The organism is Rhizobium changzhiense, from assembly GCF_013087625.1.
GTDB classification, from domain to species: domain Bacteria; phylum Pseudomonadota; class Alphaproteobacteria; order Rhizobiales; family Rhizobiaceae; genus Rhizobium; species Rhizobium sophorae.
In genome coordinates this window covers 88,271-114,331 of record NZ_JABFCQ010000007.1, presented here as the reverse complement: position 1 = coordinate 114,331, position 26,061 = coordinate 88,271, and the positions used below count along the sequence as shown (strand labels likewise).

Annotated in this window: 23 protein-coding genes; 13 read left to right on the top strand and 10 right to left on the bottom strand. The window is 60.1% G+C overall.

Annotated features, from left to right (window positions below; all coding sequences use genetic code 11):
• Positions 1 to 34 precede the first annotated feature (34 nt).
• Positions 35 to 1,195 carry a fumarylacetoacetate hydrolase family protein gene (locus G9X68_RS28025; RefSeq protein WP_171605160.1) on the top strand — a complete coding sequence of 387 codons (1,161 nt, stop codon included), beginning with the start codon at positions 35 to 37 and terminating at the stop codon, positions 1,193 to 1,195.
• Positions 1,196 to 1,258: 63 nt separating this feature from the next.
• On the opposite strand, the gene scpA is transcribed toward G9X68_RS28025, so the two are convergent.
• On the bottom strand, positions 1,259 to 3,397 hold the full coding sequence (gene scpA / locus G9X68_RS28020) for a methylmalonyl-CoA mutase (protein ID WP_171605159.1): 2,139 nt from the start codon (positions 3,395 to 3,397) through the stop codon (positions 1,259 to 1,261).
• Positions 3,398 to 3,495: 98 nt separating this feature from the next.
• Here scpA and G9X68_RS28015 point away from each other — a divergent pair, with 98 nt between their 5' ends.
• The gene (locus tag G9X68_RS28015) at positions 3,496 to 4,854 is read left to right on the top strand and encodes an LLM class flavin-dependent oxidoreductase (RefSeq protein ID WP_171605158.1); all 1,359 of its coding nucleotides are present in this window, start codon (positions 3,496 to 3,498) and stop codon (positions 4,852 to 4,854) included.
• Between the two features lies 1 nt (position 4,855).
• Here G9X68_RS28015 and G9X68_RS28010 read toward each other — a convergent pair whose 3' ends face one another.
• The 5 genes from G9X68_RS28010 to G9X68_RS27990 all read right to left on the bottom strand — a co-directional run bounded on the left by G9X68_RS28010 (position 4,856) and on the right by G9X68_RS27990 (position 9,733).
• Positions 4,856 to 5,509, bottom strand: coding sequence for a methionine ABC transporter permease (locus G9X68_RS28010; RefSeq protein WP_131665573.1), 654 nt, complete (start codon positions 5,507 to 5,509; stop codon positions 4,856 to 4,858).
• Positions 5,490 to 6,578, bottom strand: coding sequence for a methionine ABC transporter ATP-binding protein (locus G9X68_RS28005; protein ID WP_171605157.1), 1,089 nt, complete (start codon positions 6,576 to 6,578; stop codon positions 5,490 to 5,492). The genes G9X68_RS28010 and G9X68_RS28005 overlap by 20 nt, the downstream gene beginning before the upstream one ends.
• Before the next feature lie 89 nt (positions 6,579 to 6,667).
• Complete coding sequence (locus G9X68_RS28000) at positions 6,668 to 7,507, bottom strand: MetQ/NlpA family lipoprotein (protein ID WP_171605156.1); 840 nt, start codon at positions 7,505 to 7,507, stop codon at positions 6,668 to 6,670.
• Positions 7,508 to 7,750: 243 nt separating this feature from the next.
• Positions 7,751 to 8,311, bottom strand: coding sequence for an FMN reductase (gene msuE / locus G9X68_RS27995; protein WP_171605155.1), 561 nt, complete (start codon positions 8,309 to 8,311; stop codon positions 7,751 to 7,753).
• A gap of 219 nt (positions 8,312 to 8,530) precedes the next feature.
• Positions 8,531 to 9,733 carry an MFS transporter gene (locus tag G9X68_RS27990; protein WP_171605154.1) on the bottom strand — a complete coding sequence of 401 codons (1,203 nt, stop codon included), beginning with the start codon at positions 9,731 to 9,733 and terminating at the stop codon, positions 8,531 to 8,533.
• A gap of 358 nt (positions 9,734 to 10,091) precedes the next feature.
• Between G9X68_RS27990 and G9X68_RS27985 the strand changes: the two genes are divergently transcribed.
• The 7 genes from G9X68_RS27985 (at position 10,092) to G9X68_RS27955 (ending at position 17,849) form a co-directional block, all read left to right on the top strand.
• Positions 10,092 to 10,550, top strand: coding sequence for a helix-turn-helix domain-containing protein (locus tag G9X68_RS27985; protein WP_171605153.1), 459 nt, complete (start codon positions 10,092 to 10,094; stop codon positions 10,548 to 10,550).
• A 44-nt stretch (positions 10,551 to 10,594) separates the two neighbouring features.
• Positions 10,595 to 10,984 carry a hypothetical protein gene (locus tag G9X68_RS27980; RefSeq protein WP_171605077.1) on the top strand — a complete coding sequence of 130 codons (390 nt, stop codon included), beginning with the start codon at positions 10,595 to 10,597 and terminating at the stop codon, positions 10,982 to 10,984.
• A gap of 124 nt (positions 10,985 to 11,108) precedes the next feature.
• On the top strand, positions 11,109 to 12,323 hold the full coding sequence (gene repA, locus G9X68_RS27975) for a plasmid partitioning protein RepA (protein ID WP_171605152.1): 1,215 nt from the start codon (positions 11,109 to 11,111) through the stop codon (positions 12,321 to 12,323).
• Between the two features lie 42 nt (positions 12,324 to 12,365).
• Positions 12,366 to 13,418 carry a plasmid partitioning protein RepB gene (gene repB, locus G9X68_RS27970; RefSeq protein ID WP_171605151.1) on the top strand — a complete coding sequence of 351 codons (1,053 nt, stop codon included), beginning with the start codon at positions 12,366 to 12,368 and terminating at the stop codon, positions 13,416 to 13,418.
• A gap of 149 nt (positions 13,419 to 13,567) precedes the next feature.
• The gene (repC, locus tag G9X68_RS27965; protein WP_171605288.1) at positions 13,568 to 14,860 is read left to right on the top strand and encodes a plasmid replication protein RepC; all 1,293 of its coding nucleotides are present in this window, start codon (positions 13,568 to 13,570) and stop codon (positions 14,858 to 14,860) included.
• A 283-nt stretch (positions 14,861 to 15,143) separates the two neighbouring features.
• The gene (locus tag G9X68_RS27960) at positions 15,144 to 15,710 is read left to right on the top strand and encodes a sugar transferase (protein ID WP_171605150.1); all 567 of its coding nucleotides are present in this window, start codon (positions 15,144 to 15,146) and stop codon (positions 15,708 to 15,710) included.
• A gap of 123 nt (positions 15,711 to 15,833) precedes the next feature.
• On the top strand, positions 15,834 to 17,849 hold the full coding sequence (locus tag G9X68_RS27955) for a polysaccharide biosynthesis protein (RefSeq protein ID WP_171605149.1): 2,016 nt from the start codon (positions 15,834 to 15,836) through the stop codon (positions 17,847 to 17,849).
• A gap of 27 nt (positions 17,850 to 17,876) precedes the next feature.
• On the opposite strand, the gene G9X68_RS27950 is transcribed toward G9X68_RS27955, so the two are convergent.
• The 3 genes from G9X68_RS27950 to G9X68_RS27940 form a co-directional block, all read right to left on the bottom strand.
• Positions 17,877 to 19,151 (bottom strand): O-antigen ligase family protein, encoded by a 1,275-nt coding sequence (locus G9X68_RS27950; protein WP_171605148.1) that lies wholly within the window; start codon positions 19,149 to 19,151, stop codon positions 17,877 to 17,879.
• A 319-nt stretch (positions 19,152 to 19,470) separates the two neighbouring features.
• Positions 19,471 to 19,722, bottom strand: coding sequence for a hypothetical protein (locus tag G9X68_RS27945; RefSeq protein ID WP_171605147.1), 252 nt, complete (start codon positions 19,720 to 19,722; stop codon positions 19,471 to 19,473).
• Between the two features lie 54 nt (positions 19,723 to 19,776).
• The gene (locus tag G9X68_RS27940; RefSeq protein WP_171605146.1) at positions 19,777 to 20,181 is read right to left on the bottom strand and encodes a DUF2934 domain-containing protein; all 405 of its coding nucleotides are present in this window, start codon (positions 20,179 to 20,181) and stop codon (positions 19,777 to 19,779) included.
• Between the two features lie 237 nt (positions 20,182 to 20,418).
• Between G9X68_RS27940 and G9X68_RS27935 the strand changes: the two genes are divergently transcribed.
• Both G9X68_RS27935 and uxuA read left to right on the top strand, forming a co-directional pair.
• A complete protein-coding gene (locus tag G9X68_RS27935) occupies positions 20,419 to 21,138 on the top strand; it encodes a GntR family transcriptional regulator (RefSeq protein WP_171605145.1) in 720 nt (239 codons plus the stop codon).
• 42 nt (positions 21,139 to 21,180) lie between these two features.
• Positions 21,181 to 22,368, top strand: coding sequence for a mannonate dehydratase (gene uxuA / locus G9X68_RS27930; RefSeq protein WP_171605144.1), 1,188 nt, complete (start codon positions 21,181 to 21,183; stop codon positions 22,366 to 22,368).
• Between the two features lie 79 nt (positions 22,369 to 22,447).
• Here the strand turns inward: uxuA and G9X68_RS27925 are convergent, their stop codons facing one another.
• Positions 22,448 to 23,095, bottom strand: coding sequence for a TetR/AcrR family transcriptional regulator (locus tag G9X68_RS27925; protein ID WP_171605143.1), 648 nt, complete (start codon positions 23,093 to 23,095; stop codon positions 22,448 to 22,450).
• A 135-nt stretch (positions 23,096 to 23,230) separates the two neighbouring features.
• Here G9X68_RS27925 and G9X68_RS27920 point away from each other — a divergent pair, with 135 nt between their 5' ends.
• Positions 23,231 to 24,415, top strand: a complete 1,185-nt coding sequence (locus G9X68_RS27920; protein ID WP_171605142.1) for an HlyD family secretion protein — start codon at positions 23,231 to 23,233, stop codon at positions 24,413 to 24,415.
• A 26-nt stretch (positions 24,416 to 24,441) separates the two neighbouring features.
• The gene (locus G9X68_RS27915; RefSeq protein ID WP_171605141.1) at positions 24,442 to 26,031 is read left to right on the top strand and encodes a DHA2 family efflux MFS transporter permease subunit; all 1,590 of its coding nucleotides are present in this window, start codon (positions 24,442 to 24,444) and stop codon (positions 26,029 to 26,031) included.
• The last annotated feature ends 30 nt before the right edge of the window (positions 26,032 to 26,061 follow it).

Here is a 26,061-nt window from a genome sequence, read left to right as displayed (position 1 = left end):
AGCGCTCCCCGCTCGCCTTTGACGGAAGATCACCATGTCTCAACCTCTGCTCGATGTCGTCGCTTCGGATGGTCTTTTTGTCGGTCGCGCCTGGAGTCCCGAGGTTGCCGGGCCAAGCATCGTGACGCTTAGGGAGGCGGTGCTGGTCGACATCACCTCGCGCGAGGCGCCGACGCTGAGCGCGCTGCTCGAGCGGCAGGACACTGCTGATTTCGTCCGTGCAGCAAGCGGCAAGGCGGTTGGCTCGCTGGCGGACATCGCCGCCAATAGTACCGGAGCTCCGGATCAAACGCGCCCTTATCTCCTAGCGCCTGTCGACCTGCAGGCAGTCAAGGCCTGCGGCGTTACCTTTGCGCAGTCGATGATCGAGCGCGTCATTGAGGAGAAGGCGGCCGGCAGTCCGGAGCGTGCGGCCTCAATCCGCGAGCGTGTCAGCACGCTGATCGGCGGCAGCCTCACCAATCTGAAGGCTGGTTCGCCGGAGGCCGCGAAGGTCAAGCAGGCGCTGATCGACGAGGGCATGTGGTCGCAATATCTCGAGGTCGGTATCGGGCCGGATGCCGAAGTCTTCACCAAGTCGCCGGTGCTCTCCTCTGTCGGCTGGGGTGCGGATGTCGGCCTGCATCCGATCTCCACCTGGAACAATCCCGAGCCGGAGATCGTGCTCGCGGTCAACAGCCGCGGCGAGATCAAGGGGGCGGCACTCGGCAACGACGTCAACCTGCGCGACGTCGAAGGCCGCTCGGCACTGCTGCTCGGCAAGGCCAAGGATAACAACGCCTCTTGCTCGATCGGTCCTTTCATCCGCCTGTTCGATGCCGGCTACAGCCTCGATGATGTACGCAAGGCCGAACTCGACCTGAAGGTGTCAGGCCAGGACGGTTTCGTGATGCACGGCAAGAGTTCGATGTCACAGATCAGCCGTGACCCGACCGATCTCGTCAAACAGACGGTCGGCGCCCATCACCAGTATCCTGATGGTTTCATGCTTTTCCTCGGCACACTGTTTGCGCCGACGCAGGACCGCGACGCGCCGAAGCAAGGCTTCACCCACAAGATTGGCGATGTCGTCGAGATTTCCTCATCAGGCCTCGGCGCGCTCGTCAACACCGTGCGCCTTTCCACCGAATGCCCGCCCTGGACCTTCGGCATTTCGGCGCTGATGAGCAATCTGGCAAAGCGCGGACTGCTCTAACTCTTTGATTTTGCGCGTTTCCGGGCAGCAAACCGCTTCGCACTTTTCCTGGAAATGCTTAAGCTACTGATTTCTCCGTCTGCCCTGCAGCAGATCGAGAACGGAGTTTGCCGCCTCGAGAACGTTCGTCCCCGGGCCGAACACGGCTGCGACGCCGTGTTCGTGCAGGAATTCATAGTCCTGCCGCGGGATCACACCACCGCAGACGACGATGATATCATCACCGCCCTGTTCCCTCAGCCTGTCGATCAGCTGTGGTAGCAGCGTCCTGTGACCGGCCGCCAATGACGAAACGCCGACGACATTGACCTTTTCGCTGAGCGCGACGTCGGCGGCTTCCTCCGGAGTCTGAAAAAGGGGACCGGCGAGCACATCGAAGCCGATATCGCCGAAGGCCGAGGCGATCACCTTGGCGCCTCGGTCGTGTCCGTCCTGACCGAGCTTGGCGACCATGATCTTCGGCCGGTGCCCCATGGCTTCCGTCACTTCCGTCATGCGAGTCTTGAGCACGGCGAGTTCCGGCTCATTTTCGTAGGCCTCACCGTAGACGCCGGTGATGACCTCAGTCGTAGCGGCATGGTCGCCGAAGGCTTCGCGCATGGCGTCCGATATCTCGCCGACGGTGGCGCGGGCTCGCGCGGCCTCGATCGCGGCTTCGAGCAGGTTGCCCCTGCCGCTCCGGGCGATTTCCGCCAGGGCGGCCAACGTCTCGCGTACGACGTTGCCGTCGCGGCGCCGCTTGGTTTCCTCGATACGTCTGATTTGCGCTTTGCGTACTGCGCTATTGTCGATCTCCAGAATGTCGATCGGTTGTTCGTTGTCGAGCCTGTAGCGGTTGACGCCGACGATGACCTCCTCGCCCTTGTCGACGGCTGCCTGGCGGCGCGCGGCCGCTTCCTCGATCAGCCGTTTCGGCAGGCCGTCATTGACGGCCTTCGTCATGCCGCCGAGTGCTTCCACCTCCTCGATCAGCGCCCAGGCCTTGTCGGCAAGCTCCTTCGTCAGGCTTTCAACGTAATAGGAGCCGGCGAGCGGGTCGACCACCTTGGTAACGCCGGTCTCGTGCTGGAGGATGAGCTGCGTGTTGCGGGCGATGCGGGCGGAAAATTCCGTCGGCAGCGCGATTGCCTCGTCGAAGGAGTTGGTGTGCAGCGACTGCGTGCCACCGAGCACGGCCGACATCGCCTCGAAGGCGGTGCGGATAATGTTGTTATAAGGGTCCTGTTCCTGCAGCGAGACGCCGGAGGTCTGGCAATGGGTGCGCAGCATCAGCGAGGAAGCCTTCTTCGGCTGGAACTCCTCCATGATCCGGCTCCACAGCAGCCGTGCGGCGCGGAGTTTCGCCGCCTCCATGAAGAAATTCATGCCGATCGCGAAGAAGAAGGAGAGCCTTCCGGCGAAATCATCGACGTTCAAACCCTTGGCAATGGCCGCACGCACATATTCGCGCCCGTCCGCCAGCGTGAAGGCGAGTTCCTGTGTGAGCGTCGCACCCGCCTCCTGCATGTGATACCCGGAAATCGAGATCGAGTTGAATTTCGGCATCTCCCTTGCCGTATATTCGATGATGTCGGCAACGATCCGCATCGAGGGTTCCGGCGGATAGATATAGGTGTTGCGGACCATGAACTCCTTGAGGATATCGTTCTGAATGGTCCCCGAGAGCTCGGCCCGCGAGACGCCCTGCTCCTCGCCGGCCACGATGAAGGAAGCGAGGATCGGGATGACGGCACCGTTCATCGTCATCGACACCGACATGTCGCCGAGCGGAATGCCGTCGAACAGGATCTTCATGTCGTCGACGCTGTCGATCGCCACACCGGCCTTGCCGACATCGCCTTCGACGCGGGGATGGTCGCTGTCATAACCGCGATGGGTCGCGAGATCGAAGGCGACCGACAGGCCCTTCTGGCCGGCGGCCAGGTTGCGGCGATAGAAAGCGTTCGATTCCTCTGCCGTCGAGAAGCCGGCATATTGGCGGATCGTCCAGGGCCGGCCGGCATACATCGTCGCCCGCGGGCCGCGGGTGAAGGGTGAAAAACCGGGAAGCGAGCCGAGGTGGTCGGCGCTTTCGATATCCTCGGCCGTATAGAGCGGCTTGACGGCGATGCCTTCCGGCGTTTGCCAGGTCAGCGTTTCGGACGAGGCGCGCAATTCCTTCTGCGCCAGTTCCGCCCAATCCGACAGCGTCTTTTTCGTCATGCCTTTCCTCCGGCTTATTTCATCCGCACCCTACCATTTCACAGGATCGCCGTGCGATACAAATCCTTGATTTTTATTCCTAGCTCTGGACCCGTCCGATGAAGACAATGCAGATCTATGCCTTCGACATGAACTGCGTCGGGCACATCAACCACGGCCTGTGGACGCATCCGCGCGATCGCTCAGCGCATTATACCGATCTCGACTACTGGACGGAGTTTGCCAAGACCGCCGAACGCGGCAAGCTGGACGGCATCTTCCTAGCCGATATCGTCGGTGTCTATGACGTCTATAAGGATAGCCCGGCGCCGGTGATCGAGACGGGCGTGCAGATCCCGGTCAATGATCCGATGATCCCGATTTCGGCGATGGCTTACGTCACCAAACACTTAGGTTTCGGCGTCACCGTCAACACCACCTACGAGCCGCCCTTCCTGCTGGCGCGGCGCATGTCGACGCTCGATCACCTGACCAAGGGGCGGATCGGCTGGAACATCGTTACCGGTTATCTCGACAGTGCGGCCCGCAGCATGGGTTTCGACAAGCTGCCGGAACATGATGCGCGTTACGATGCGGCCGAGGAATATCTCGAGATCCTCTACAAGCTCTGGGAAGGGAGCTGGGACGACGATGTGGTGCTGCGCGACAAGGCGGCCGACACCTATGCCGATCCCTCCAAAGTGCGCACTGTCCGTCACGACGGCATATATTACCGGATGGAAGGCATCCATCTTTCCGAGCCCTCGCCGCAGCGCACGCCCCTGCTCTTCCAGGCCGGCGCCTCAGCGCGCGGGCAGGATTTCGCCGCGCGTCACGCCGAATGCGTCTTCATCGCCGGCCCGAATCCCAAGGCGGCCAAGCCGACCGTCGACGCGCTGCGGGCAAAGGCGGAGGAATTCGGACGCGGCGCCAACGCACTCAAAATTCTGAGCCTGGTCACCGTCGTCGTCGGGCGGACGGAGAAGGAAGCACGCGACAAGCTGGAGGAGTACCGCCGCCATGCGAGCGTCGAGGCCTCGCTTGCGCATTACTCCGCTTCCGTCGGTATCGACTTTTCGAAGTATGGATTGGACGACGTCATCGACCAGAGTTCGACCAACGCCAATCAGTCGGCGTTGGCCGCCATCACGAAACAGGCGCCAAAACCGGTGACGCTGCGTGACATCATCGACCAGATGGTACTCGGCAGCCGAATGAAGCCGATGGTGGGCTCGCCCGACCGGATCGCCGATCATCTCACGACATGGATCGAAGAGGGTGGCATCGACGGCTTCAATCTGGCGCGGACAGTGGCGCCGGAAAGCCTGCGCGATTTCATCGACCTCGTCGTTCCGGTGCTGCAGGAGCGCGGCGTCTTCAAGGCGGACTATGCTGCAGGACCCTTGCGGCAGAAGCTTTTCGGCGGCGGGGACGGCAGATTGCCCGCCGCCCATCCCGCCGCCCAGTTCCGGCGCTGATTTATCGGTGGTCCAGCCTGGCAACCAGCCGGTCGCCAAGCCACTGGATGCCGCAAACGAGCACGATGAGGACGGCCACCACCGCGATCATCACACTGGTTTCGAAACGTTGATAACCATAGCGGATAGCGAGGTCGCCGAGGCCGCCGGCACCGATCGCGCCCGCCATGGCCGAGGCGCCGATCAGCGTCACCAGCGTGACGGTGAAACCGGCGACGATGCCCGGCAGTGCTTCAGGCACCAGTACCTCGCGGATGATCGTCCAGCGGTTGCCGCCCATGGCGCGCACGGCGTCGATCAGCCCGCGGTCGACCTCGCGCAGCGACACTTCCGCAATGCGGGCGTAATAAGGTGTTGCGGCGATGGCGAGCGGCACAATGGCTGCCCAGGTCCCGAGCGCGGTACCGACGATCAGCCGCGTCAGCGGGATCAGCGCCACCAGCAGGATGATGAAAGGCACTGAGCGAAAGCCGTTGATGACTGCGCCAAGCACGCGATTGATCCAGAGGTTTTCGGCGATGCCGCCGCGCGCCGTCGCAACCAAGGCAAGGCCGAGTGGCAGGCCGGCGACGAGCGAGATCAATCCCGAGGCGAGGGTCATCAGGATCGTCTCCCAAAGGGAGCGAATAAGCAGTTCAAGCATGATCGGTGTCATAACCAAGCACCTCCACCCGGGCGGACCGGGCCGTCAGGAATTGTTCGACCTTTCCGGCAAGCGCGGGGTCGCGCGCGGGAACGGCGATGAAGAACCGCGCCACCGGCTGGTTCTGGATATGGTCGATGCCGCCATGCACGAGGCGGAAGGAATGCGGCAATGCTGCCGAGAGTTCGGCAAATAGCGCGCCCTGCGCCTGTGGCCCGGCGAGATCGACGCTGAGGATCGCTTCGCTGCCCGCCGCAGCCGACAGCCGGCCGGCGATATGCTCAGGAAGCTGCGGACGGATGCCACCAAGCAGGCTCCCGGTGATTTCAGCCTGCGGATTGGCGAAGACCGACCAGACCTGCCCTTCCTCGACGATCCGTCCGGCATCGATGACCGCGACGCGATCGGCAATGCCGCGTACCACTTCCATCTCGTGGGTGATGAGCAGAATGGTCAGTCCGAGCTTACGGTTGATGTCCTTCAGCAATGCCAGGATCGACCGGGTCGTTTCCGGATCGAGCGCCGATGTCGCCTCGTCGGACAACAGCAGTGCCGGGCGTGCGGCCAGCGCCCGGGCGATGCCGACGCGTTGTTTCTGGCCGCCGGACAGCGATGCGGGATAGGCCTTGGCCTTGTCGGCAAGGCCGACGAGTTCGAGCAGCTCATGCGCTCGTCTCAGGCGCTCGCTTTTTGCAAGCCCCTCGATCTTCAGTGGTAGCGCGACGTTTTCTTCGACGGTTTTGGCGGAAAGCAGATTGAAATGCTGGAAGATCATGCCGATGCGGCGGCGCAGCGGCTGCAGTTCCTGTTCGGAAAGGCCGGTGATATCTCGGCCTTCGATCAGGATCTCGCCGCTATCGGCGCGCTCCAGGCCGTTCAGGCAGCGGATCAGCGTCGATTTGCCGGCGCCGCTGCGACCGATGATGCCGAGGATCTCACCTCTCTTCACCGTCAGCGAAATACCGTCGAGGGCTGCAGTCGCTCCGAACCGTCGCTTCACGTCGGTCAGTCTCACCACCTCTTCGGAAGCCGCCGCTTGCGACTGTGCTTCGATCAGCGCGGTGGAAACAAGGGAATTCATGTGGTTTTCCTTACAAATACTGAAGGCGGTCCGGGCAGAGGACGCCCGGACCGCCTCTCGGCAGGCCTTAACCCCGGCCCTCTCTTGGATCAATAGGCGCTGAGACCCGTCCCCTTGTAGACCTTGTCGAATTCGGCCTTGACGGTGTCGTTCTGATAAGAAGACACAAGCGTCTTGACCCATTCGGCATCCTTGTTGTCGTCCTTGACGGCGATGAAGTTGCGGTAAGGATTGTCGTCGATCGGCTCCTGGGCGATGCGTTCGGCCGGCGAAAGACCGCTTTTCAGCGCCCAGTCAGTGTTGACGATACCCGCATCCAGATCGTCGATCGAACGGCCGACGATGCCGGCGTCGAGTTCCTTGATCTCGATCTTCTTCGGATTGTCGGTGACGTCGGCGACGGTCGCGAGAATACCGGTGCCATCCTTCAGTTTGATCAGGCCTTCGTTCTGGAGAACGCGCAGCGCACGGCCTTCGTTCGAGGGATCGTTCGGTACGCCGATGACGGCACCTTCCGGGATCTCTGCAACGGACTTGTATTTCCTGGTATAAAGGCCGATCGGCCAGACCCCGGTATATCCGACGCGAACGATGTGATAGCCGTGCTGCTGGATCTGGTTGTCGAGATAGGGCTGATGCTGGAAGGCGTTGGCGTCGATTTCGCCGCGCTCCAGCGCTTCATTCGGCTGGGTGTAGTCGTTGAAGATGACGGTCTCGATCTTGAGACCCTTCTTGCCCGCCTCGCTCGCGACCACGCGCCAGATATCCTCCTCCTCACCGGCCATGATGCCAACCTTGATCGACTTGTCCTCGGCAAAGGAAGGAGCGGGTGCTGCAAAGGAAAAGACTGCGGCCGCCGAAACGGCGATGGCGGCAAGAGCCGCCCGGCGCGAAAGGTGGAAGCCGTGAAGATTTTTGTTCTTGGTCATTGTATATCCCGTCTGACTGAATGAGGCCGAACGCCCCGAGCAGGTAGATCATGGCAAATGCACGGATCGGGAGCGAAGCACGAATGTCTGATGTGGAGGAAGGGCCAGAAAAACTCTTGCCCTGCCATCGATATCGGCAGGATAAATTTCCATCAATTTTGTGGATTAATTGCGGCTCGTGAGATGTTCTAAAAATGAAAACGGCGCCTCCGTGGCGCCGTTTCAAGCTTATCCCGACGCTCTTCACTCGGCAGCGATAAGTGCCTGATTCCGGCTGGGAAAGAAGGCTGCGAGCTCGCCGATGACCTCCCCGATACGCTTGGAAAGTGGATCGGACGACACACGGTAATCCGTGAAGTCGCGGTCGGACGCGTAAACCGCGGTCGGCAGCGTGTGAGACATGAAAAAACCGAAGAGCGGGCGGAGCTGGTGCTCGACCATCAGCGCATGGCGGTCGCCGCCGCCGGTCGCAGTGATGATGATTGGCTTGGCGCGCAGCTCATGCGGGTCGATCAAGTCGATCAGATGCTTGAAGAGGCCGGGATAGCTGCCCTTGTAAGTCGGCGCTCCGATGACGAGCACATCGGCATTGACGATGTCGTCGATGACTTCCCTGGCGCGACTGTCGAGATCGTCACGGCGCAGCGCCTGGCCAAGCGAGGGGCCGACATCAGTCAAATCGTAGATGGTGTTGTCGAAGCCGTATTTCTCGGCGGCGAGACCGGCGATGTTTTCGACAAGCGCAAACGTCTTCGAGGGGCGGTTGAAACTACCCGCAAGGCCGACCAGTTTGTGAGCAGACATGCCATTTCCTTCCAATATCGTGCCGAGACCGACGTCATTATTGGATGAATATTATCTATAAAAATAGTGGATTAAAGGAATGGTGATCCCTCTTCCCCATAGGAGGAGAAAAATACGTTCGTGCCTGTGGGCGATGGCGACGTGCAAAACCGCATGATGTATCGAGTCGGAGTGTCGGTGACATTCCGGCTCGATCGATTGTCTAAAAGCGATGTCGCCTCAGACTGGTTTCTGCTTGGGAATACGCGGCAGGAAGACCGTCAGGAGACCGAGCAGCGGCAGATAGGAGCAGATGCGGTAGACGAAATCGATGCCATGGGTATCGGCGAAACTCCCGAGCAGTGCTGCACCAAGCCCCCCTGCCCCGAATGCGAAGCCGAAGAAGACCCCGGCAATCAGCCCGACGCGCCCAGGCACCAGTTCCTGCGCGAAGACGACGATCGCCGAGAAGGCCGACGCGAAGATCAGGCCGATGACGACGCTGAGCACGCCCGTCCAGAAGAGGTTGGCATAGGGCAGCAGCAAGGCGAAAGGAATGACGCCGAGGATCGAGAACCAGATGACGAAACGGGCACCGAAACGGTCACCGATCGGCCCGCCGAGGAAGGTGCCGACGGCGACCGAGCCGAGGAACAGGAATAGCATCAGCTGCGCCTGCTGCACGCCGAGTTCGAACTTGTCGATGACATAGAAGGTGAAGTAGCTCGACACGCTGGCCATGTAGACATTCTTTGTCGCCGTCAGCAGCACTAGGATCGCAAGCGCCCAGATAACCCTGTTCTGCGGCAGCGGCAGGGTCCGGCTCACTGCCGGCTTGCTGGCATTCTCACGCCTGTGGCTGATGTACCAGTTGCCGACCCAACTCAGCACGACCATGCCGACCATGGCGATGGCGGCGAACCAGGAGACGCTGTGCTGACCGAGCGGCAGCACGATGAAGGCGGCAAGCAGCGGACCGATCGCCTGGCCGGCATTGCCGCCGACCTGGAAGAAGGATTGCGCGAAACCGTGGCGACCGCCGGAGGCAAGACGGGCAACGCGCGAAGATTCGGGGTGGAAGACCGCCGAGCCGAAGCCGATAAGGCTTGCGGCAACCAGCAGCAGGGCGAAACTGCCGGCATTGCCGAGCAGGATGAGGCCGCAAAAGGTGCTCGCCATGCCGACCGGCAGGGAATAGGGCATCGGCCAGCGGTCGGTGACGACGCCGACCAGCGGCTGCAGCAGCGAAGCCGTGACCTGGAAAGTCATGGTCAGGAGACCGATCTGCACGAAATCGAGATCGTAGTTCGCCTTGAACAGCGGATAGAGTGAGGCGAGCAGCGACTGCATGATGTCGTTCAGCATGTGGCAGAAGCTGACCGCCATCAGGATAGACATCGTTGTTTTTTCGAAACGGGGCGCGCTCTCGGCAACGGCTGCCATCAATAGTTCTCCTGCACAGGCACGACCGGTGCCGTGCGACGTCGCTTTTGTTCAATGGATTTTCGGGCGATCGGGGCTGGGAAGACTCTCGTGCGACGGTCGCAGAACTGCATTTAACGTAAGCCGCCACACAATTACAGCCCAGTTTTATCCGTATTGGTACGGCTTTTGTCCGATTTGCGCTTCCGCCGAGTGATTTCTGCGTGCTTTCACGTCTTTCTGGACGGGGGCTTTCATATCACAGTCAGTCGCGATCGTCGCATATCCACTACGCTATATGAAAACAACCATGGAAAACCGGTGCGGGGGATACTACAGCTGCGCCGATTGAAAATGCGATCGAGGCTGAACACACACGATGAATGTCAAGACAGCGAATGCGATAGACAGCTACGTCGGAGCGCGCATCAGAATGCGCCGGCAGTTGCTCGGGATGAGCCAGGAACGGCTTGCCGAGCAGATCGGCGTGACCTTTCAGCAGGTTCAGAAATACGAAAAGGGCATCAACCGCATCGGCGCGAGCCGGCTGCAGCGGATCGCCGAGGTGCTACACACGTCGCCGAGCTTCTTCTTCGAACAGGAGAATTCCGAGCCGTTGACGCTGCAAGGGCTGGATCTATCCGCGAATATGGATCCGGTCGCCGAATTCCTGCGGACGAAAGAGGGATTGGTGCTCAACCGCGCCTTTCTAAAGATCGCCGACAGCAATATCCGCGAAACGGTCATCGCGCTGGTGAAGGCGATGGCGCAGGCGGAAAGTCGCGGTCTGACATCGGGAGCTTCCGGAGCGGATATAACCCTCCCGCGCGGAGAATAGGCCAGTATCGCAGCGTTGCGCCTGGCGAGCCGACCGGACAACCAGTGGCCTTTCCCGAAAGGGTCTGCTTGCGATTTTGGTATTTGCTGGATCGCTATTCGAAGGACGGCGCCGAGCTGGGTGCTGAATTCGCCGCCTATCGCCTGGATCTTGCGCTCGGCGCTCTGCTGCAGGACCTCGACAGAAACGGCGTGTCCCCTCCCCAGGCGGAAAATCAGGACGGTTCTCCGCCACGCGGCGCCGAACAGTCACGGACTGTCCAGGTGCTTTGCCCATCGCGGTATTTCAAAGAGCTGTGCACGCACGACATCTCGATTCCGACGTATCCGATCGGCTATGATGCCGGTTGCGCGGCCTGCTCTTGCGAGTCGGCCGGCAAATGCGTGATTGCTGCTTCGACAGCGGCCGCCCGGGCGGCATGTTCAAGCCTTTGAAAAAGATTGGACAACCTGGCGGTAGGGTCTTGTTAACCCTATTTGCCTTGCCACTCCTCCAGAATCGGCGCTAAATGCGGTTTCACAGCACGTAGGGCTTTTAAATCGCATTTTCGAGATTTCCATGAATATGGCACCGCAGATAGAAAAAGCAATTTCCGATGTCGACCAGCTGATTATTGGTCAGGCGCAGGAACTGTCCGACAAGTTGAAGCAGCATCGGCTCGAGATGTTTCCGCCGCGTGCATTGAAGGGCCTGAGGGAATTTCAGCTTGCCGAGGCGGCGCGCTTCCTCGGTGTCACCAGCGGCTATCTTCGCAACCTGTCGCTGGAAGGCAAAGGCGCCCTTCCCCAGGTCACGCCGTCGGGCCGTCGATCCTATACGGCGGAGCAAATGGAAGAGATGCGCAGCTTCCTGGAGCACAATGCCCGCGCTGGAACGCATTATATCCGTCATCGCCGCGGCAACGAACATCTGCAGGTCGTTGCGGTCGTCAACTTCAAAGGTGGCAGCGGCAAGACGACGAGTGCAGCACATCTTGCCCAGCACCTTGCCCTGACGGGTCACCGTGTCCTTGCCGTCGACCTCGATCCGCAGGCCTCTCTCTCCGCCATTCACGGTTTTCAGCCGGAGTTCGACGTCAACGAGAATGAGACGCTCTACGCCGCCATTCGCTATGACGATCAGCGGCGTCCGCTGAGAGAGATCATCCGTCCGACGAATTTCCCGAACCTTCATCTGGTGCCGGGCAATCTCGAACTGATGGAATTCGAGCACGATACGCCGCGCGTCCTTGCTCAGGGCAAGGCGGGTGACTATGGACGCGTCTTCTTCGCGCGGCTGGACGAGGCGCTGTCCTCAGTCGCCGACGATTACGACGTGGTCATCATCGACTGCCCTCCCCAGCTCGGCTTCTTGACCATGAGCGCCATTTGCGGCGCAACGGCAGTTCTGATCACCGTTCATCCTCAGATGCTCGACGTGATGTCGATGTGCCAATTTCTGCAGATGCTCGGCGAGGTGCTGAACACACTGAAAGGCGCCGGTGGCAATATGAATCTCGACTGGCTGCGTTATCTCGTCACCCGCTACGATCCGCAGGACGGGCCGCAGACGCAAATGGTCGCCTTCATGCGCTCGATGTTCAAGAACCATGTGCTTACCAATCCAATGTTGCGGAGCGTCGCGATCTCCGATGCGGCAATGACCAACCAGACGCTTTACGAAGTCGAGCGGAACCAGTTTACCCGCGCGACCTATGACCGCGCCATGGAGGCGATGGATGCCGTCAACACCGAGATCGCCGATCTCATCCATAAGGCTTGGGGGCGGAAATGACCGAGAAGTTTACTGCGGTAAACTGGGACGAGGAGCTGGCTGATGGCGCGTAAGAATCTCCTTTCGGGTCTGATGGACGATTCCAAGAAGTTTACTGCGGTAAACAATGAGGACGAACCGCTCCACAGGGACGAGAAGCAGCAGATCACCTATAAGGGAATCGGCGCTCTCGGTGCCGTGACGCGCAGTATCGACGCGCTGGCTGCCAAGGCCGATGCCGCCAAAGCGATCGAGGAGAAGCTGGCGACCGGTGAGACGGTGATTGATCTCGACCCTGCCCTGATCGAAGATTCCTTCGTGACCGACCGGCTGGCGCATACCGACGAACAGTTTCGCGAATTGGTCGAGGCTATCCGCCTGCGTGGCCAGGATTCGCCGATCCTCGTCCGTCCGCATCCTGAGAAGGACGGCCGATATCAGATCGCCTTCGGCCACCGTCGCGCCCGGGCCGCCAAGGAACTCGGTCGACCTGTCCGTGCCGTGGTCAAGAAACTTGACAATCGAGACCATGTCATTGCGCAGGGCCAGGAGAATTCGGCACGCGCCGATCTCTCCTTCATCGAAAGGACGATGTTTGCTGACAAGCTCGACACGTTGGGCTTCGACAGGGAAACGATCATGTCAGCACTCAGCGCCGACAAGACGACGGTTTCCAAGATGCTGTCCGTCACCAAGCGGATCCCAGCCGAAGTCCTGACCGCCATCGGTGCGGCCAAGACCACCGGCCGTGATCGTTGGCACGATCTGTCCGTGAAATTCGAGACCGAAAACATTGCCGCACGAGCGATCGAGTTCACCAGATCGGCGGAATTCGGGACGGCGGAGCCGGATGCCCGTTTCGATATGCTGGTTGCCTTCATCAGCAGGCGGCAACAACAGGCTTCATCGATAGCGGCGCTTCAGCCCGCCGCTCACGCCTGGCAGCGCCAGGACGGTGCGGTCAAGGCGAAGATCAAGGATGACGGGAAACAGTTCACCATCGCGCTGAAGGCGGAGAAGGCGTCTGCCTTTGGAGCCTACATCGCCAGCAATCTGGATCGTCTCTACGAGGCGTTCGAGAAGACACAGGATTTGACGAAGAACGGAGATCAATAAGCAAAAGAAAAGGCCCCCGAACGTTGCCGTCGCGGAAGCCCTCTCTGATCTAGACACCCAGAGAATCACATTTCCGCGAATCATAGTCAAGAGTCTTTGGCACCGAATTTGGTGAGCCGTGATCTTTTGCCTTGAAGAAGGCGAAGAAAATGGAAAGCGGAAATGTGACGACGCCCTTCGGGCGGCGGCCGATGACGCTTGGCATGTTAGCAAGCCAGGCGGCTGCTCGAGAAATCGAGCCCGGCCAATCTATCGACAAGTGGAAACTCTATCGTGCGCTGTGCGAGGCCAAGCCGCTGCTCGGCATCACCGACCGGGCGCTCGCTATCTTGAACGCCTTGTTGAGCTTTTATCCCAAGGGAGAGCTCTCTGAGGAAAACGGGCTCGTGGTGTTCCCTTCCAATGCACAACTCTCGCTACGCGCGCATGGAATGGCGGAGCAGACGATCCGTCGCCATCTGGCGACCCTGATCGAAGCCGGGCTGCTGATCCGCAAGGACAGCCCGAACGGCAAGCGCTACGCCCGCAAGGAGCAAGGTGGCGAGATCCGCGAGGCATTCGGTTTTTCGCTGGCGCCGCTGCTCGTGCGCGCTGAGGAAATCGAGCGGTTGGCGGCGGAGGTGGTTGCGGAACGGTTGCACCTGCAGCGGCTCAGAGAACGCTTGACGCTTTGCCGGCGCGATATCGCCAAGCTCATCGAGATGGCATTGGAGGAGGGCGCCACCGGCGATTGGAGCCGGGTCCACTTGCATTTTCGCAGTGTTGTCGAGCGGCTGCCACGGTCGCCTTCCGCCGAACAGGTCGCCGACGCACTCGACGAATTGGAGCTGCTGCGCGAAGAAATCACCAATCAGTTGGAAATGCAGGTTAAAGTTCAAAATCAAAGCGGCAATGCCCGACATTATGAGCGGCACATACAGAATTCAAACCCACAATCCATCACTGAACTTGAACCAGCTTCTGAAATGAAGCAGGCCGCAACGGCGGATGATCGATCGGCAGATCGAGCCGAACCGACAGTCCGAATACAGAAAGATGAAGAGAAGAGTGGGCGTGTGCCGGCCGCAAGTTCTACCTCCGCTGCCAACGGTGCGCTCAAATCCTTCCCGCTGGGGCTGGTGCTGCAGGCCTGCCCGGAAATCGCAGCCTATGGTCCGCAAGGCTCAGTCGGCACATGGCGCGAGCTGATGGCCGCGGCTGTGGTCGTTCGTTCGATGCTCGGCGTCAGCCCATCGGCCTACGAGCAGGCCTGCGAGATCATGGGACCTGAAAATGCGGCCACTGTCATGGCCTGTGTCCTCGAAAGGGCAGGGCATATCAACTCCGCCGGCGGTTATCTGCGCGACCTGACACGACGCGCCGAGAAAGGGGAGTTCGCCATCGGACCGATGTTGATGGCCCTTGCCCGCAGCAATTCGCCGATAAGGGGGAAGACAGGATGAATTCGCTTCGTGATCCGCCTGACGCGGGTTTGTTATGGTTAACGGAGTGTAACGGAAATAAAGGCCGAGATAACTTCTGACTGATGTCTTCTTGCTTTTGGATCAGTGGGTTAGGGAACCTGACGAAAGTCTGCGAGGCGATGCGGCATCTGCAAGTGAGTGGGCGTCCACGTCGCTCGATGGAGAACACCCCATCCCTGCAGTTGACGCGAAACGCTTTTTGACGATACGCAACAGCGCGAATGGCGGATGGTCGGTCGGTAAGGCGGAAGAACAGCGGAGCATGGGTTTGAAACGGGGGGTGGATTTTTTCTTGGCTTTGATCGCATTGGCGATCCTGCTCGTTCCAATCCTTGTCGTCGCTCTTTGTGTTCGCCTTACCTCGCCGGGACCGATCCTCTATTGGTCAAAACGTGTCGGCCGTTTCAATCAGATCTTCATGATGCCGAAATTTCGCAGCATGCGCGTCGACACACCGACCGTTGCCACACATCTGCTCGAAAATCCGGATCGGTTTCTAACACCCATCGGTTCGTTTCTGCGCAAATCCAGCCTCGACGAACTGCCGCAGCTCTGGTGCATTCTGGAGGGGAGGATGAGTTTCGTCGGCCCACGGCCGGCACTCTACAATCAATATGATCTGATAGAGTTGCGGACGACCCATGGTGTCGACAAGCTCCTGCCCGGACTGACGGGATGGGCGCAGATCAATGGCCGGGACGAATTGCCGATTCCGGAGAAGGTGAAATTCGATGTCGAATACCTCGAGCGGCGCTCGTTCGGCTTCGACATACGCATCCTGTTTCTGACCGCAGAGAAGGTCATCCGCCGTAAGGGCATACGGCATTAAGTTACCTACTTCTGATAGATAAGTCGGTGCGGAAGACCGTGATTTCCGATTATTTCAGTTGCGCTCGTTGCAGAAAGCGACAAGAAGGTGGTTGTCTATTGATCTGCGAGACGCTGGTTAGCAATGCCTGAAAATACTCCCACTGAGACGCCGCGCTCAGGATGGTTCTTAATGCCGATGCAAGCGCTCGTCGCCCCTCTGCTGGCGATGCCGCGGGTTGCCAAACGCGCTCTGGCCTTGCTGCTGGATTCCAGCTTTTGTGTTCTGACGATCTGGCTGGCCTATTGTTTCCGCCTAAACGAATGGACGGTGCTGACCGGCGTCCAGTGGTTGCCGGTCTTCGTTTCGCTGTGCATGGCCCTTCCCATCTTCATCGTCATGGGCATGTATCGGGCGATCTTCCGTTATGCCAATATGGCTGCTTTCATTACTGTTCTGAAGGCGATTGCGATCTACGGCGTCGCCTTCATGACGATATTTACAGCACTCAGCGTCCCCGGTGTTCCGAGAACCGTCGGCATCCTCCAGCCCTTCCTTCTGTTGATTGCGATCGGGCTGTCGAGGTTGAGTATCCGCTACTGGCTCGGGGATGCCTACCAGCGCATCCTTCACAAGAATATGCTCGCCAAGGTGCTGATCTACGGGGCAGGGACGGCCGGGCGGCAACTGGCCGGCGCCTTGATCAACAGTGCCGAACTCAATGTCGTCGGCTATCTGGATGATGATCCGCGTCTCAAGGGCGGCGTCATGGGCGGTTTGCCGATCTACGACCCCTCGGATCTTCCGGTGCTTGCCGAATCTCTCGGCGTGCACAACGTGCTTCTTGCTCTTCCCTCCGCATCGCGGCAGCGTCGCAATGAAATCCTGGAGCACATCCGTAAAGCCAGGGTCAATGTTCGCACGTTGCCGGATCTCACTGCCCTGGCTCAGGGACGCGTCGCCGTCTCCGACATCCGAGAGCTGGAGATCGAAGATCTGCTGGGAAGAGAAGCGGTCGCGCCGCGCCAGGAGCTACTCGACAAGTCGATGCGCAACAAGGTGGTGATGGTCACCGGTGCCGGCGGCTCGATCGGCGGCGAGTTATGTCGTCAGATTTTGCGCACCGGGCCTTCCAGCCTCATCCTCATCGATCAGAACGAGTTTGCGCTTTATAATATCCATGCCGAATTGCAGAAACTCGCCGAACTGTACAAGCATGAAAATATGCAGATCGTCCCGATCCTCTGTTCCGTCCGCGATCAAGATCGCATGGAACATGTCATGCAGAGCTGGCGACCTCAGACGCTCTATCATGCCGCCGCTTATAAGCATGTTCCCCTTGTCGAACACAATGCCGTGGAAGGCATCAAAAATAATGTGATGGGTACGCTGGTCGCGGCACGTGCGGCCAGTAAATGCGGCGTCTCGAATTTCGTGCTGATCAGCACAGACAAAGCCGTGCGTCCGACAAATGTGATGGGCGCCAGCAAGAGGCTGGCGGAGATGGTTCTGCAGGCGCTTGCGGCGGAATCGGCTGTCGACAGAATCCGAACGAATTTCTCCATGGTCCGTTTCGGAAACGTCCTCGGCTCCTCCGGATCCGTCGTGCCGCTTTTCCGGCAGCAGATCAAGGAAGGCGGTCCGGTGACACTGACACATCCTGACATAACCCGCTATTTCATGACCATTTCGGAGGCTTCTCAACTTGTCATACAGGCCGGCGCGATGGCCGAGGGCGGAGATGTCTTCCTGCTCGACATGGGAGAGCCGGTTCGCATCGCCGATCTCGCCCGCAAGATGGTGGAGCTTTCCGGGCTGGCCGTCCGCGACGAAGACAATCCCGAAGGCGATATCGAGCTGTCCGTTACCGGACTTCGGCCCGGCGAGAAGCTCTTTGAAGAGCTGTTGATCGGGGATAATCCAGAAACAACCGAACATCCTCGGATTATGAAGGCGCGCGAGGATTTCCTGTCCTGGCCAGAGTTGTCGCGAAGGCTCAACGCGCTCAACGCGGCATTGGACCGGAACGATATGATCGCTGCACGTGCGACATTGGCGGAGCTTGTTTCCGGCTATTCGTCAACGGGTGAGGTCTCGGACCTGGCTTTCACCGGCGCCGAGCCAATACGGCTACCTCAGACAATTCAAAGCACGCTGTAGGGTTGCAGGCTCAAGGGGTGCCGGACGTCAGCTCCGAACGACGGGCGCAAAGCCCGTGCTGCCGCGATCCGCACAAATAAGGGCGACCATGTAGGCGAAGATCGGATCCAAAGCTTTCTGATTGAACATGATGCCAAAGCTGCCCGTTATGACGTAGCTGCTGACAAGCAAAAGAGCGAGCGCAATAGCTAAATCCCGGCCCGGTCCCGCTTCTTTTCTCAACGCGCCTATCACGGGCGTCAGCAGCATCAGCGAAAGTGCCGCAATGCCGAAAACGCCGGCGTCGATTCCCGCGGTCAGGAAGCCGTTGTGGACATGCGAGTAAGGCAGCTGCGGCCTTATGTTATCGGGCAGCTCTGCCAAAACCGAAGCCATCCGGTTTTGCGGGCCATAACCAGTCAACGGGTCCTTACTGATTGCCGATAGTGCGCCTTTGTACAAGGCGAACCGCGCACTGAGCGACGTGATCTCGCCGTCGGTGCGTTCGAGCGATGTCAGATTTTCCTGAAGCGCCTGGATGCGATGGAGGATCTGGCCGCTGCCCAGGGTGACAAGTCCCGCCAACAGCAAGGAGCTGGTAATGGCGAGGCTGCGCAAACTCAGATGGAAGCTGTGTTTGCGAAAATACCAGAGGAAGATGACGATATGGATGGGAATGACCAGCCAGGCCGAGCGCGTTCCGGAAAGCAGGACGCAGCCTAGACCCGCGGCATATCCCAATATCGCAATTCTTTGCTCGACGCTTCTGGGAGATTGAATGTTGAGAAGCGCAATGCCGCCGAACAGAATACCTATCACGCCCAGGAGTGCAGCGTTCGACGTCCCAGCCTCTGCCCTCTCCATCAGAAACATGATCTGTAGGAGACTGAAAAGAAAGGTGACGATCATGCCAATGCCCGCGCCGAGGATAAAGAGCGGCACGAGACGGCCATCGGGAGATTGGCGCATTCGCGGCAATATCAGCCAGACCGAAAAGAAAGGCAGGAGCCGGAATATCCAGTCCGGTACTTCGGAGTAAGGCGGATTGATGAAGATGCTGGCGATCATCACCAACGGGTAGATCGACATGCCAATGGCAACCAGCCGGTCGGATTTCGACAGGTCCAAGGCGAGGCGGCCCGTCGCCAGACAGTAGATGCCCCACACCATGGACGCGAGGAGGATGAAGGAGTTAAAGTTCGGCGAAAGCCCTGGAAGGATTGCAAAGAGGAAGACGGCAACGCGGTTGTTTCGGTCGAGTGCGCTTCCGGCCTCATCCCCCCGATGAAGCACTGCCATCTTGAGTTGTCTGAAATAATTCACTTTGCCGGTCCTGACCGTGTCGATGCTGCCTCGCTAAGGATCGTCATCACAGCTGTCAAGCTGTGATGAGCGTGCAATCTATGGCTTTATTCGACGTGGTATTCCGGCAACAGGCGCCCGGACAGACGTGGTTCTGTTCGATGATAGGTGGCAAATGGGTGCGACGGTAAGGCCAACTTCAACAGAAAACACGTCTGAGGTGGGCTTCGTTCAACGGCCGGCGGGCGTGCCGCCGGAGAGAAGCGGCAACATCGCATCGGGATCCGCACGGGCAGTCGAAGAAGCGATGCATGCGCCTCGTTGAAGTGAGCGGCGGCGGCTATCGCCAATATGGGCGTGTCGAACCTTCCGCCGATGATCGACCAAGGAGATATCCCAGCCCGAATGCGACAATGCCGGTGGTGAGCAGCAATGCGCTTGCGGTGCGCGGGTGCTGTCTAGCACCGAGGGCGACGGCATAAGCCTCACGTTTCATCTCTTTGGCTGCCGACTTCGCGACCTTAGTCAATCCCTCCGGCTGCTCAGTGGGCGTTCCGGTGAATCCGGCGTTCAAGTTCTGTTTGTCGGTCATGTCGGGGACCTTTCTGAATGAAACGAGCTCTGAGATTGGCGCGAGGCGGAAGGTTCAATCCTGCTCGCGCGTGCCGGGGGAGGCTTCGCGTTGATCGGCGTCCTCAAGATCTGTCTTGACGAGGAATGCATCGGTATGTTGGCGCGAGGCCTCTCGCAGTGCTGCGAGGTTTGGAGGATTGTCACCTTCATCCTGCTGTGCATCGAGTTCATGTTCAGCCAGGGTCCAGTGATGCCCGTGCTTGCCCTCCGGTCTCCCTTCCTTCTCCCACAGGGAATATGCCCTTTTTCGGATCTCCTCCTCGCGGGCGGCTGCTGGCAACCCGCCGCTCTGCCTGTCGATTTCGTTTGCGGCTCGCCGAGCCATCTTCCGTGCGCCTGCGTCCGCAGTGGGTAGAGCTTCCGGCCGGCCGCCGTCAGCCGTATTTTCGCTTGTCTTGCGTCGTGCTGGCTTCTTCATCAGGGTCTCCTTGCGGATCTCAACCAACTTGGCCGATCTAAGTTCCAAACAAAGAGCGCCTCGGGCTTCCGATTCCGCGAGGCCTATGCCGTTCATCAGCGCTTACACCGTAATGCCCGTCCCATGCGCTGAATCTCCAGATGCGATGTCATAACATCACTCGGCTGCGGCGTGTCTTGGCAGGGCGATAAAATTGATATACTAGTATGCCAGAAACATTTAACGTCCCGGTATGTCATGCGCCAGGCATCAGAAGCTGACGTGGTAGCCCCGACGTCGCGGGAGGTCGGGGGCAGGCTGCGCCGTATCACCACGGCCGGCGCCATCTACGATCGCCTCTATGCCGACATCGTGTCGCTGCGGATGCCACCCGGCATGCTGCTGCAGGAAAAACGGATCGCCGATGATTTCGACGTCAGCCGCACGCCGGTGCGCGAGGCGCTGCTCCGGCTTTCTGAAGGCGGACTGGTCGATATCTACCCGCAGTCGGGCACTGTCGTGTCGCGGGTGCCGGTCTCGGCGATCCCTGAGGCGGTCGTCGTGCGCAAGGCGCTCGAAGGCACGACCGTCGAGGCTGCGGCTCTGACCGCGACCGCTGCCGATATCGCCCGTCTCGATACCATCATTGCAAGGCAGCGGGCGCATGCTGCGACCGGCAATGCCTCGAGCTTCCATGAGGAGGACGAGGCCTTCCATGAGGCGATCACCCAGATATCGGGTTATCCCGGCATCTGGGCAATCCTGAAAACGGTCAAGGTGCAGATCGACCGGGCACGGCGCCTGACGTTGCCGGTCCTTGGGCGCACGGATAATGTCGTGCAGGAACACATGATCATTCGCGATGCGCTCGCCGCTCATGATGCGGCGGCGGCACGCAGCGCGATGACCCATCATCTGAGTGCCGTCATTCCCGATGTCGGCGAGTTGCGCGCGCGTTACCCTGATTATTTCTGCTGACGGCAGGCCAACACGAAACGAAAAGCGAGGGAAGGAAGAAGGATGCGACAGGGTTGGAGATGGTTCGGACCGGAAGCGCCGGTGACGCTGGATGATGTCCGCCAGACGGGTGCGACGAATATCGTCTCTTCACTGCATCAGGTGCCGATCGGCAGGGCCTGGATGGAGAAGGAAGTGCGCGAGCGCCAGTCTCTGATCGAGACGACGCCCGGCGACCGCTCGCCGCTCGTCTGGTCGGTCGTCGAGAGCATCCCGATCCCCGACGCCGTCAAGCGCAAAGGCGGCGAGGCGAAGGCCGAAATCGAGGCGTGGATCGCCAGCCTCGAAGCGGTCGCCGCCTGTGACATTCCGATCGTCTGCTATAATTTCATGCCGGTGGTGGACTGGACCCGCACCGAACTCGATTTCGTGACACCGACGGGTGCCACCGCCATGCGCTTCGATCATGAACGCTTCGCAGCCTTCGATCTCTTCATCCTGGAACGGCCGGATGCGGCGCAGCACTATTCCAGCGAAGACCGCGAACGGGCGCGGATCGTCTTCGAGGCGATGACGGACGACGAGGTCGCCGACATCACCCGCATTATCACCTCGGCTCTGCCGGGATCGACCACCGAACCGCTGACCATTCCGGCCTTCCGGGAAAAGCTCGTCGCCTATAGTGGTATCGATGCCGCAAGACTGCGTCGGCACCTGATAGAATTCCTGGAGGCGGTGACGCCGGCTGCCGAAGCGCGCGGTGTCAAGCTGACGCTGCATCCAGACGATCCGCCGCGTTCGCTGTTCGGCCTGCCGCGCATCGCCTCGACGGCGGACGACTATGCCGCTCTGTTCGATGCTGTGCCGTCGGTGGCGAACGGCATGTGTTACTGCACCGGCAGCCTCGGCGTGCGCGCCGAAAACGACCTGCCGGCGATCGCCCGACGCTTTGCCTCGCGCATCCATTTTGCCCATCTGCGCGCCACGACGCGCGAGGGTGACGGCCGGACATTCCATGAAAGCGCGCATCTGGAAGGCGACGTCGATATGGTCGCCGTTCTCAGCGAACTGGTCGCGGAAGACCGCCGCCGCAGTCCCGAAGACACCATCGTGTTCCGATCGGACCATGGCCATCGCATGCTCGACGATCTCGACAAGGTCGTCACGCCAGGCTACCCGGCCATCGGCCGCATGCGCGGCCTCGCCGAACTGCGCGGCATCCTGCATGCGCTGGGCGCTCCGCCGAACTGAGGATGGACGCAATACTCCCGCGCACTTTTGCTGGAATTGCTCTAACGAAATCATGGCGCCCTGAAGCCCGAGCGATGCTTCAGAGCGCGCAACCTTTCAAGAATAGATCGGTGCACATCTTCGCCCGAGCCGCAATCGTGTCGATCTTCGGCGGCGGCTCCTGGCGCAGCATCGCGGCACGCTGCGGCTCCATAATCATCATCCCGCGCAGCATGCCGCAGGCAGCATGCGGATCATCAAGCGCAATCAGTCCACGATCGATCTGCTTGTGCAGCCAGTTCTCCATCAGTGTATTGGTTCTGACGACCGCCCTTTCATAGAAGGCGTTGGCGATCTCGGGGAACCGGTCAGACTCGCTGATGACAAGCCGGGTCATGGCGATGGTATCGATCGAGAGCGTCAGCATGCCATAGGCCATCAGCATGCGTTCCAACCCCTGCCTGAGATCGGCCACGGCGAGTGTGCCGGGATCGAGCGCCAACAAAAAACGCTCGGTACGCTCCGTGATCATCTCTGAAAAGAGATCTCCTTTCGTCGGAAACAGGCGGTAGAGCGTTTTTGTGGAAACACCGGCCTCCTGTGCGATCGCAGCGATGCTTGCCGCGGCATAACCATTCTCGTGGAACTGCCTGTTCGCCGCCTCGATGATCACGCTTCTCGTATCCTCGTCGCAGCGGACTTGCGGTCGTCCTCGCGGCCTTTTCTCGATTTCGTGATTTTGGACCATCAGAATTTTCCAAATTTTTATTGACATCCCTTTTCTAATACATATTTTGGAAAACATCAAGTTTCCTAAAGTGCATTTCATTCGAATTCAGAGGCCGCAGCCCAAGTGACGGCGACCGTCATCAGGAGAAAGACAATGACCATCAAGACGCTGCATGCCTTGAACAACAATACCGCGCTCGAAGACACTGCCGAAGCCGCACCGGCAAGCCTGGACGCCGGCCAGCCGCCGCGCGTCGCGGAAGCTGCCGCCACCGTTGCCGAGGAAACGCCCGCCCGCAGGCGCGGCGGTCGCTCCCTGCTTCTCGGCGCTACCGCGCTCGTGCTGATCGCCGCCGGCGCCTATTACGGCCATGATTACTGGACGGTCGGCCGCTTCCATATCTCGACAGACGATGCCTATGTGAAGGCCGACAACAGCACCATCGCCCCCAAGGTTTCCGGCTATCTTGCCGAGGTTCTCGTCATGGATAACGAGACGGTGAAGGCCGGACAGCCGCTCGCCCGCATCGACGACCGCGACTTCAAGGCGGCTCTCGATCAGGCCGAGGCCGATGTCGCCGCCGCGGAAGCCACCGTCAACGCCAAGCAGGCTTCGCTCGATATCCAGCAGTCGACGATTGCTGCGGCCCGCGCGACCGTCGATGTCGACCGCGCCAACGAGACCTTTGCCGAGCAGAACAACAAGCGTTATGCGAACCTTGCCACCAGCGGATATGCCCCGGTTCAGACAGCGCAGCAGGCCGCCTCGCAGATCGCTGCCGCCCAGGCCACCATCATCCGTGACACCGCCTCACTCGACGCCGCCGTCAAGCAGGTCGATCTGCTGAACGCCGAACTGGCCCAGGCAAAGGCCGCCCTTGCACGCAGCCAGGCCGTCCAGCATCAGGCCGAGCTCAACCTTTCCTATGCAACGATCACCGCCCCTGTCGACGGCACCGTCGGCAACCGGACGCTGCGCGTCGGGCAATATGTCCAGGCCGGCACTCAGCTGATGTCGGTCGTACCGACGAGGGCTGCCTATGTCATCGCCAACTACAAGGAAACGCAACTCACCGACGTCCAGGCCGGCCAGCCGGTGGATATCGAGGTCGATATGTTCCCGGGCCGCATCTACCACGGTCATGTCGACAGCCTCGCGCCGGCAAGCGGCCAGGAATTCGCGCTACTGCCGCCTGACAACGCAACCGGCAACTTCACCAAGGTCGTCCAGCGCATTCCCGTGAAGATCGTGCTCGACGGTGACGCCGCCGCAAACGGCGACCTGCGTCCCGGCATGTCCGTCCAGCCGAGCATCGATACCAAGAACGACCGCAGCTAGAGCCGGGGGGACGAGGAGTTCGTGTCATGTCCACCATCGCAGCAACAGCCATCGCCGTTCCGCAGCCGAAAACCGGCGCCAGCACCAGAGACTGGATCGCCGTTCTCGCCGGCATGATCGGCGCGTTCATGGCGATCCTCAACATCCAGATCACCAATGCCTCGCTTCTTGACATTGAGGGCGGCATCGGAACAGGCGTCGACAACGGCGCCTGGATCTCCACTTCCTATCTGATTGGCGAGATCGTCGTCATCCCGCTGACCGCCTATTTCAGCAACGTCTTCTCGTTCCGCCGTTATATCCTCGTCAATTCCATCCTCTTTCCGCTGTTTTCGATCGCCTGCGCCTTCGCGCACGATCTCGGCACGATGATCGTGCTGCGTGGCCTGCAGGGGTTTGCCGGCGGGGTGCTGATCCCGATGGCTTTCACCATGGTGCTGACCAAGCTGCCGAAGTCGCAGCAGCCGCTCGGCCTGGCGATTTTCGCGCTCTCGGTGACTTTCGCACCGGCGATCGGCCCGACCATCGGCGGCTACCTCACCGAAAATTACGGCTGGCAGACGATCTTCTTCATCAATGCCGTCCCGAGCGCCATTATGGCGGTCGCCCTTGCCCTGACGCTCGACAAGCAGCCGATGCAGCTCGGCCTGCTGAGGGAAGGCGACTGGGCGGGGATCTTCACCATGGCCGTTGGTCTGTCGGCGCTGCAGACGGTGCTCGAGGAAGGCAATAAGGAGGACTGGTTCTCCTCGCCCTTCATCGTCAAGCTCAGTATCCTCGCCTTTGCCTTCCTCGTTGCCTTCATCTGGATCGAGCTGACGGTGAAGAAGCCGCTGGTCAAGCTCAGCCTGCTGAGGCAGCGCAATTTCGGCATCGGCGTTGCCGTCAACGTGTTGGTCGGCGTCGCCCTCTTCGGCACCGTCTACATCCTGCCGCAATATCTCGGCCAGGTGCAGCGCTACAATGCCGAGCAGATCGGCAACGTGCTCGCCTGGACCGGCCTGCCACAGCTGCTTTTGATCCCGCTTGTCCCGATGATGATGAAGCGCTTCGATGCGCGGTATATCGGCTTCCTCGGCATCTCGATCTTTGCTATCAGCTGCTTCATGAACATCACGTTGTCAGCCGATACCGCAGGCGACCAGTTCTGGATTCCGAACATCATCCGCGCCATCGGCCAGGCCCTGGTGCTGACGCCGATCACCGCCATCACCACCGCCGGCATCGCGCCTTCAGATGCGGCCGCTGCCTCGGGCCTGACCAACATGCTGCGCAATCTCGGCGGCGCCGTCGGCACGGCGATGCTCGGCACGGTGCTGACCAAACGCGAGCAGTTCCACTCGAACATCATCGGCCAGTCGGTGACGCTCGGCCGCGACGAAGTCCGCACCCGTCTCGACCAATTGACAGCCTACTTCCTGCAGCATGGTGTCTCCGACCATGCCGTCGCAGCCCAGAAGGCCGTCGTGGCGCTTGGCCAGGTCGTCAAACGCCAGGCCCTGATCCTCGGTTTTGCCGATACCTTCGCCGTCATCGGCGTGGTTCTTGCCGTTGCAGCCGTCGCCCTGCTGCTCACCCAAAAACCGCGGGCCGGTGGTGGCGCCGGCGCTCATTGAAACGCTAGAGCATTTCCGTTTTTCTTCGAA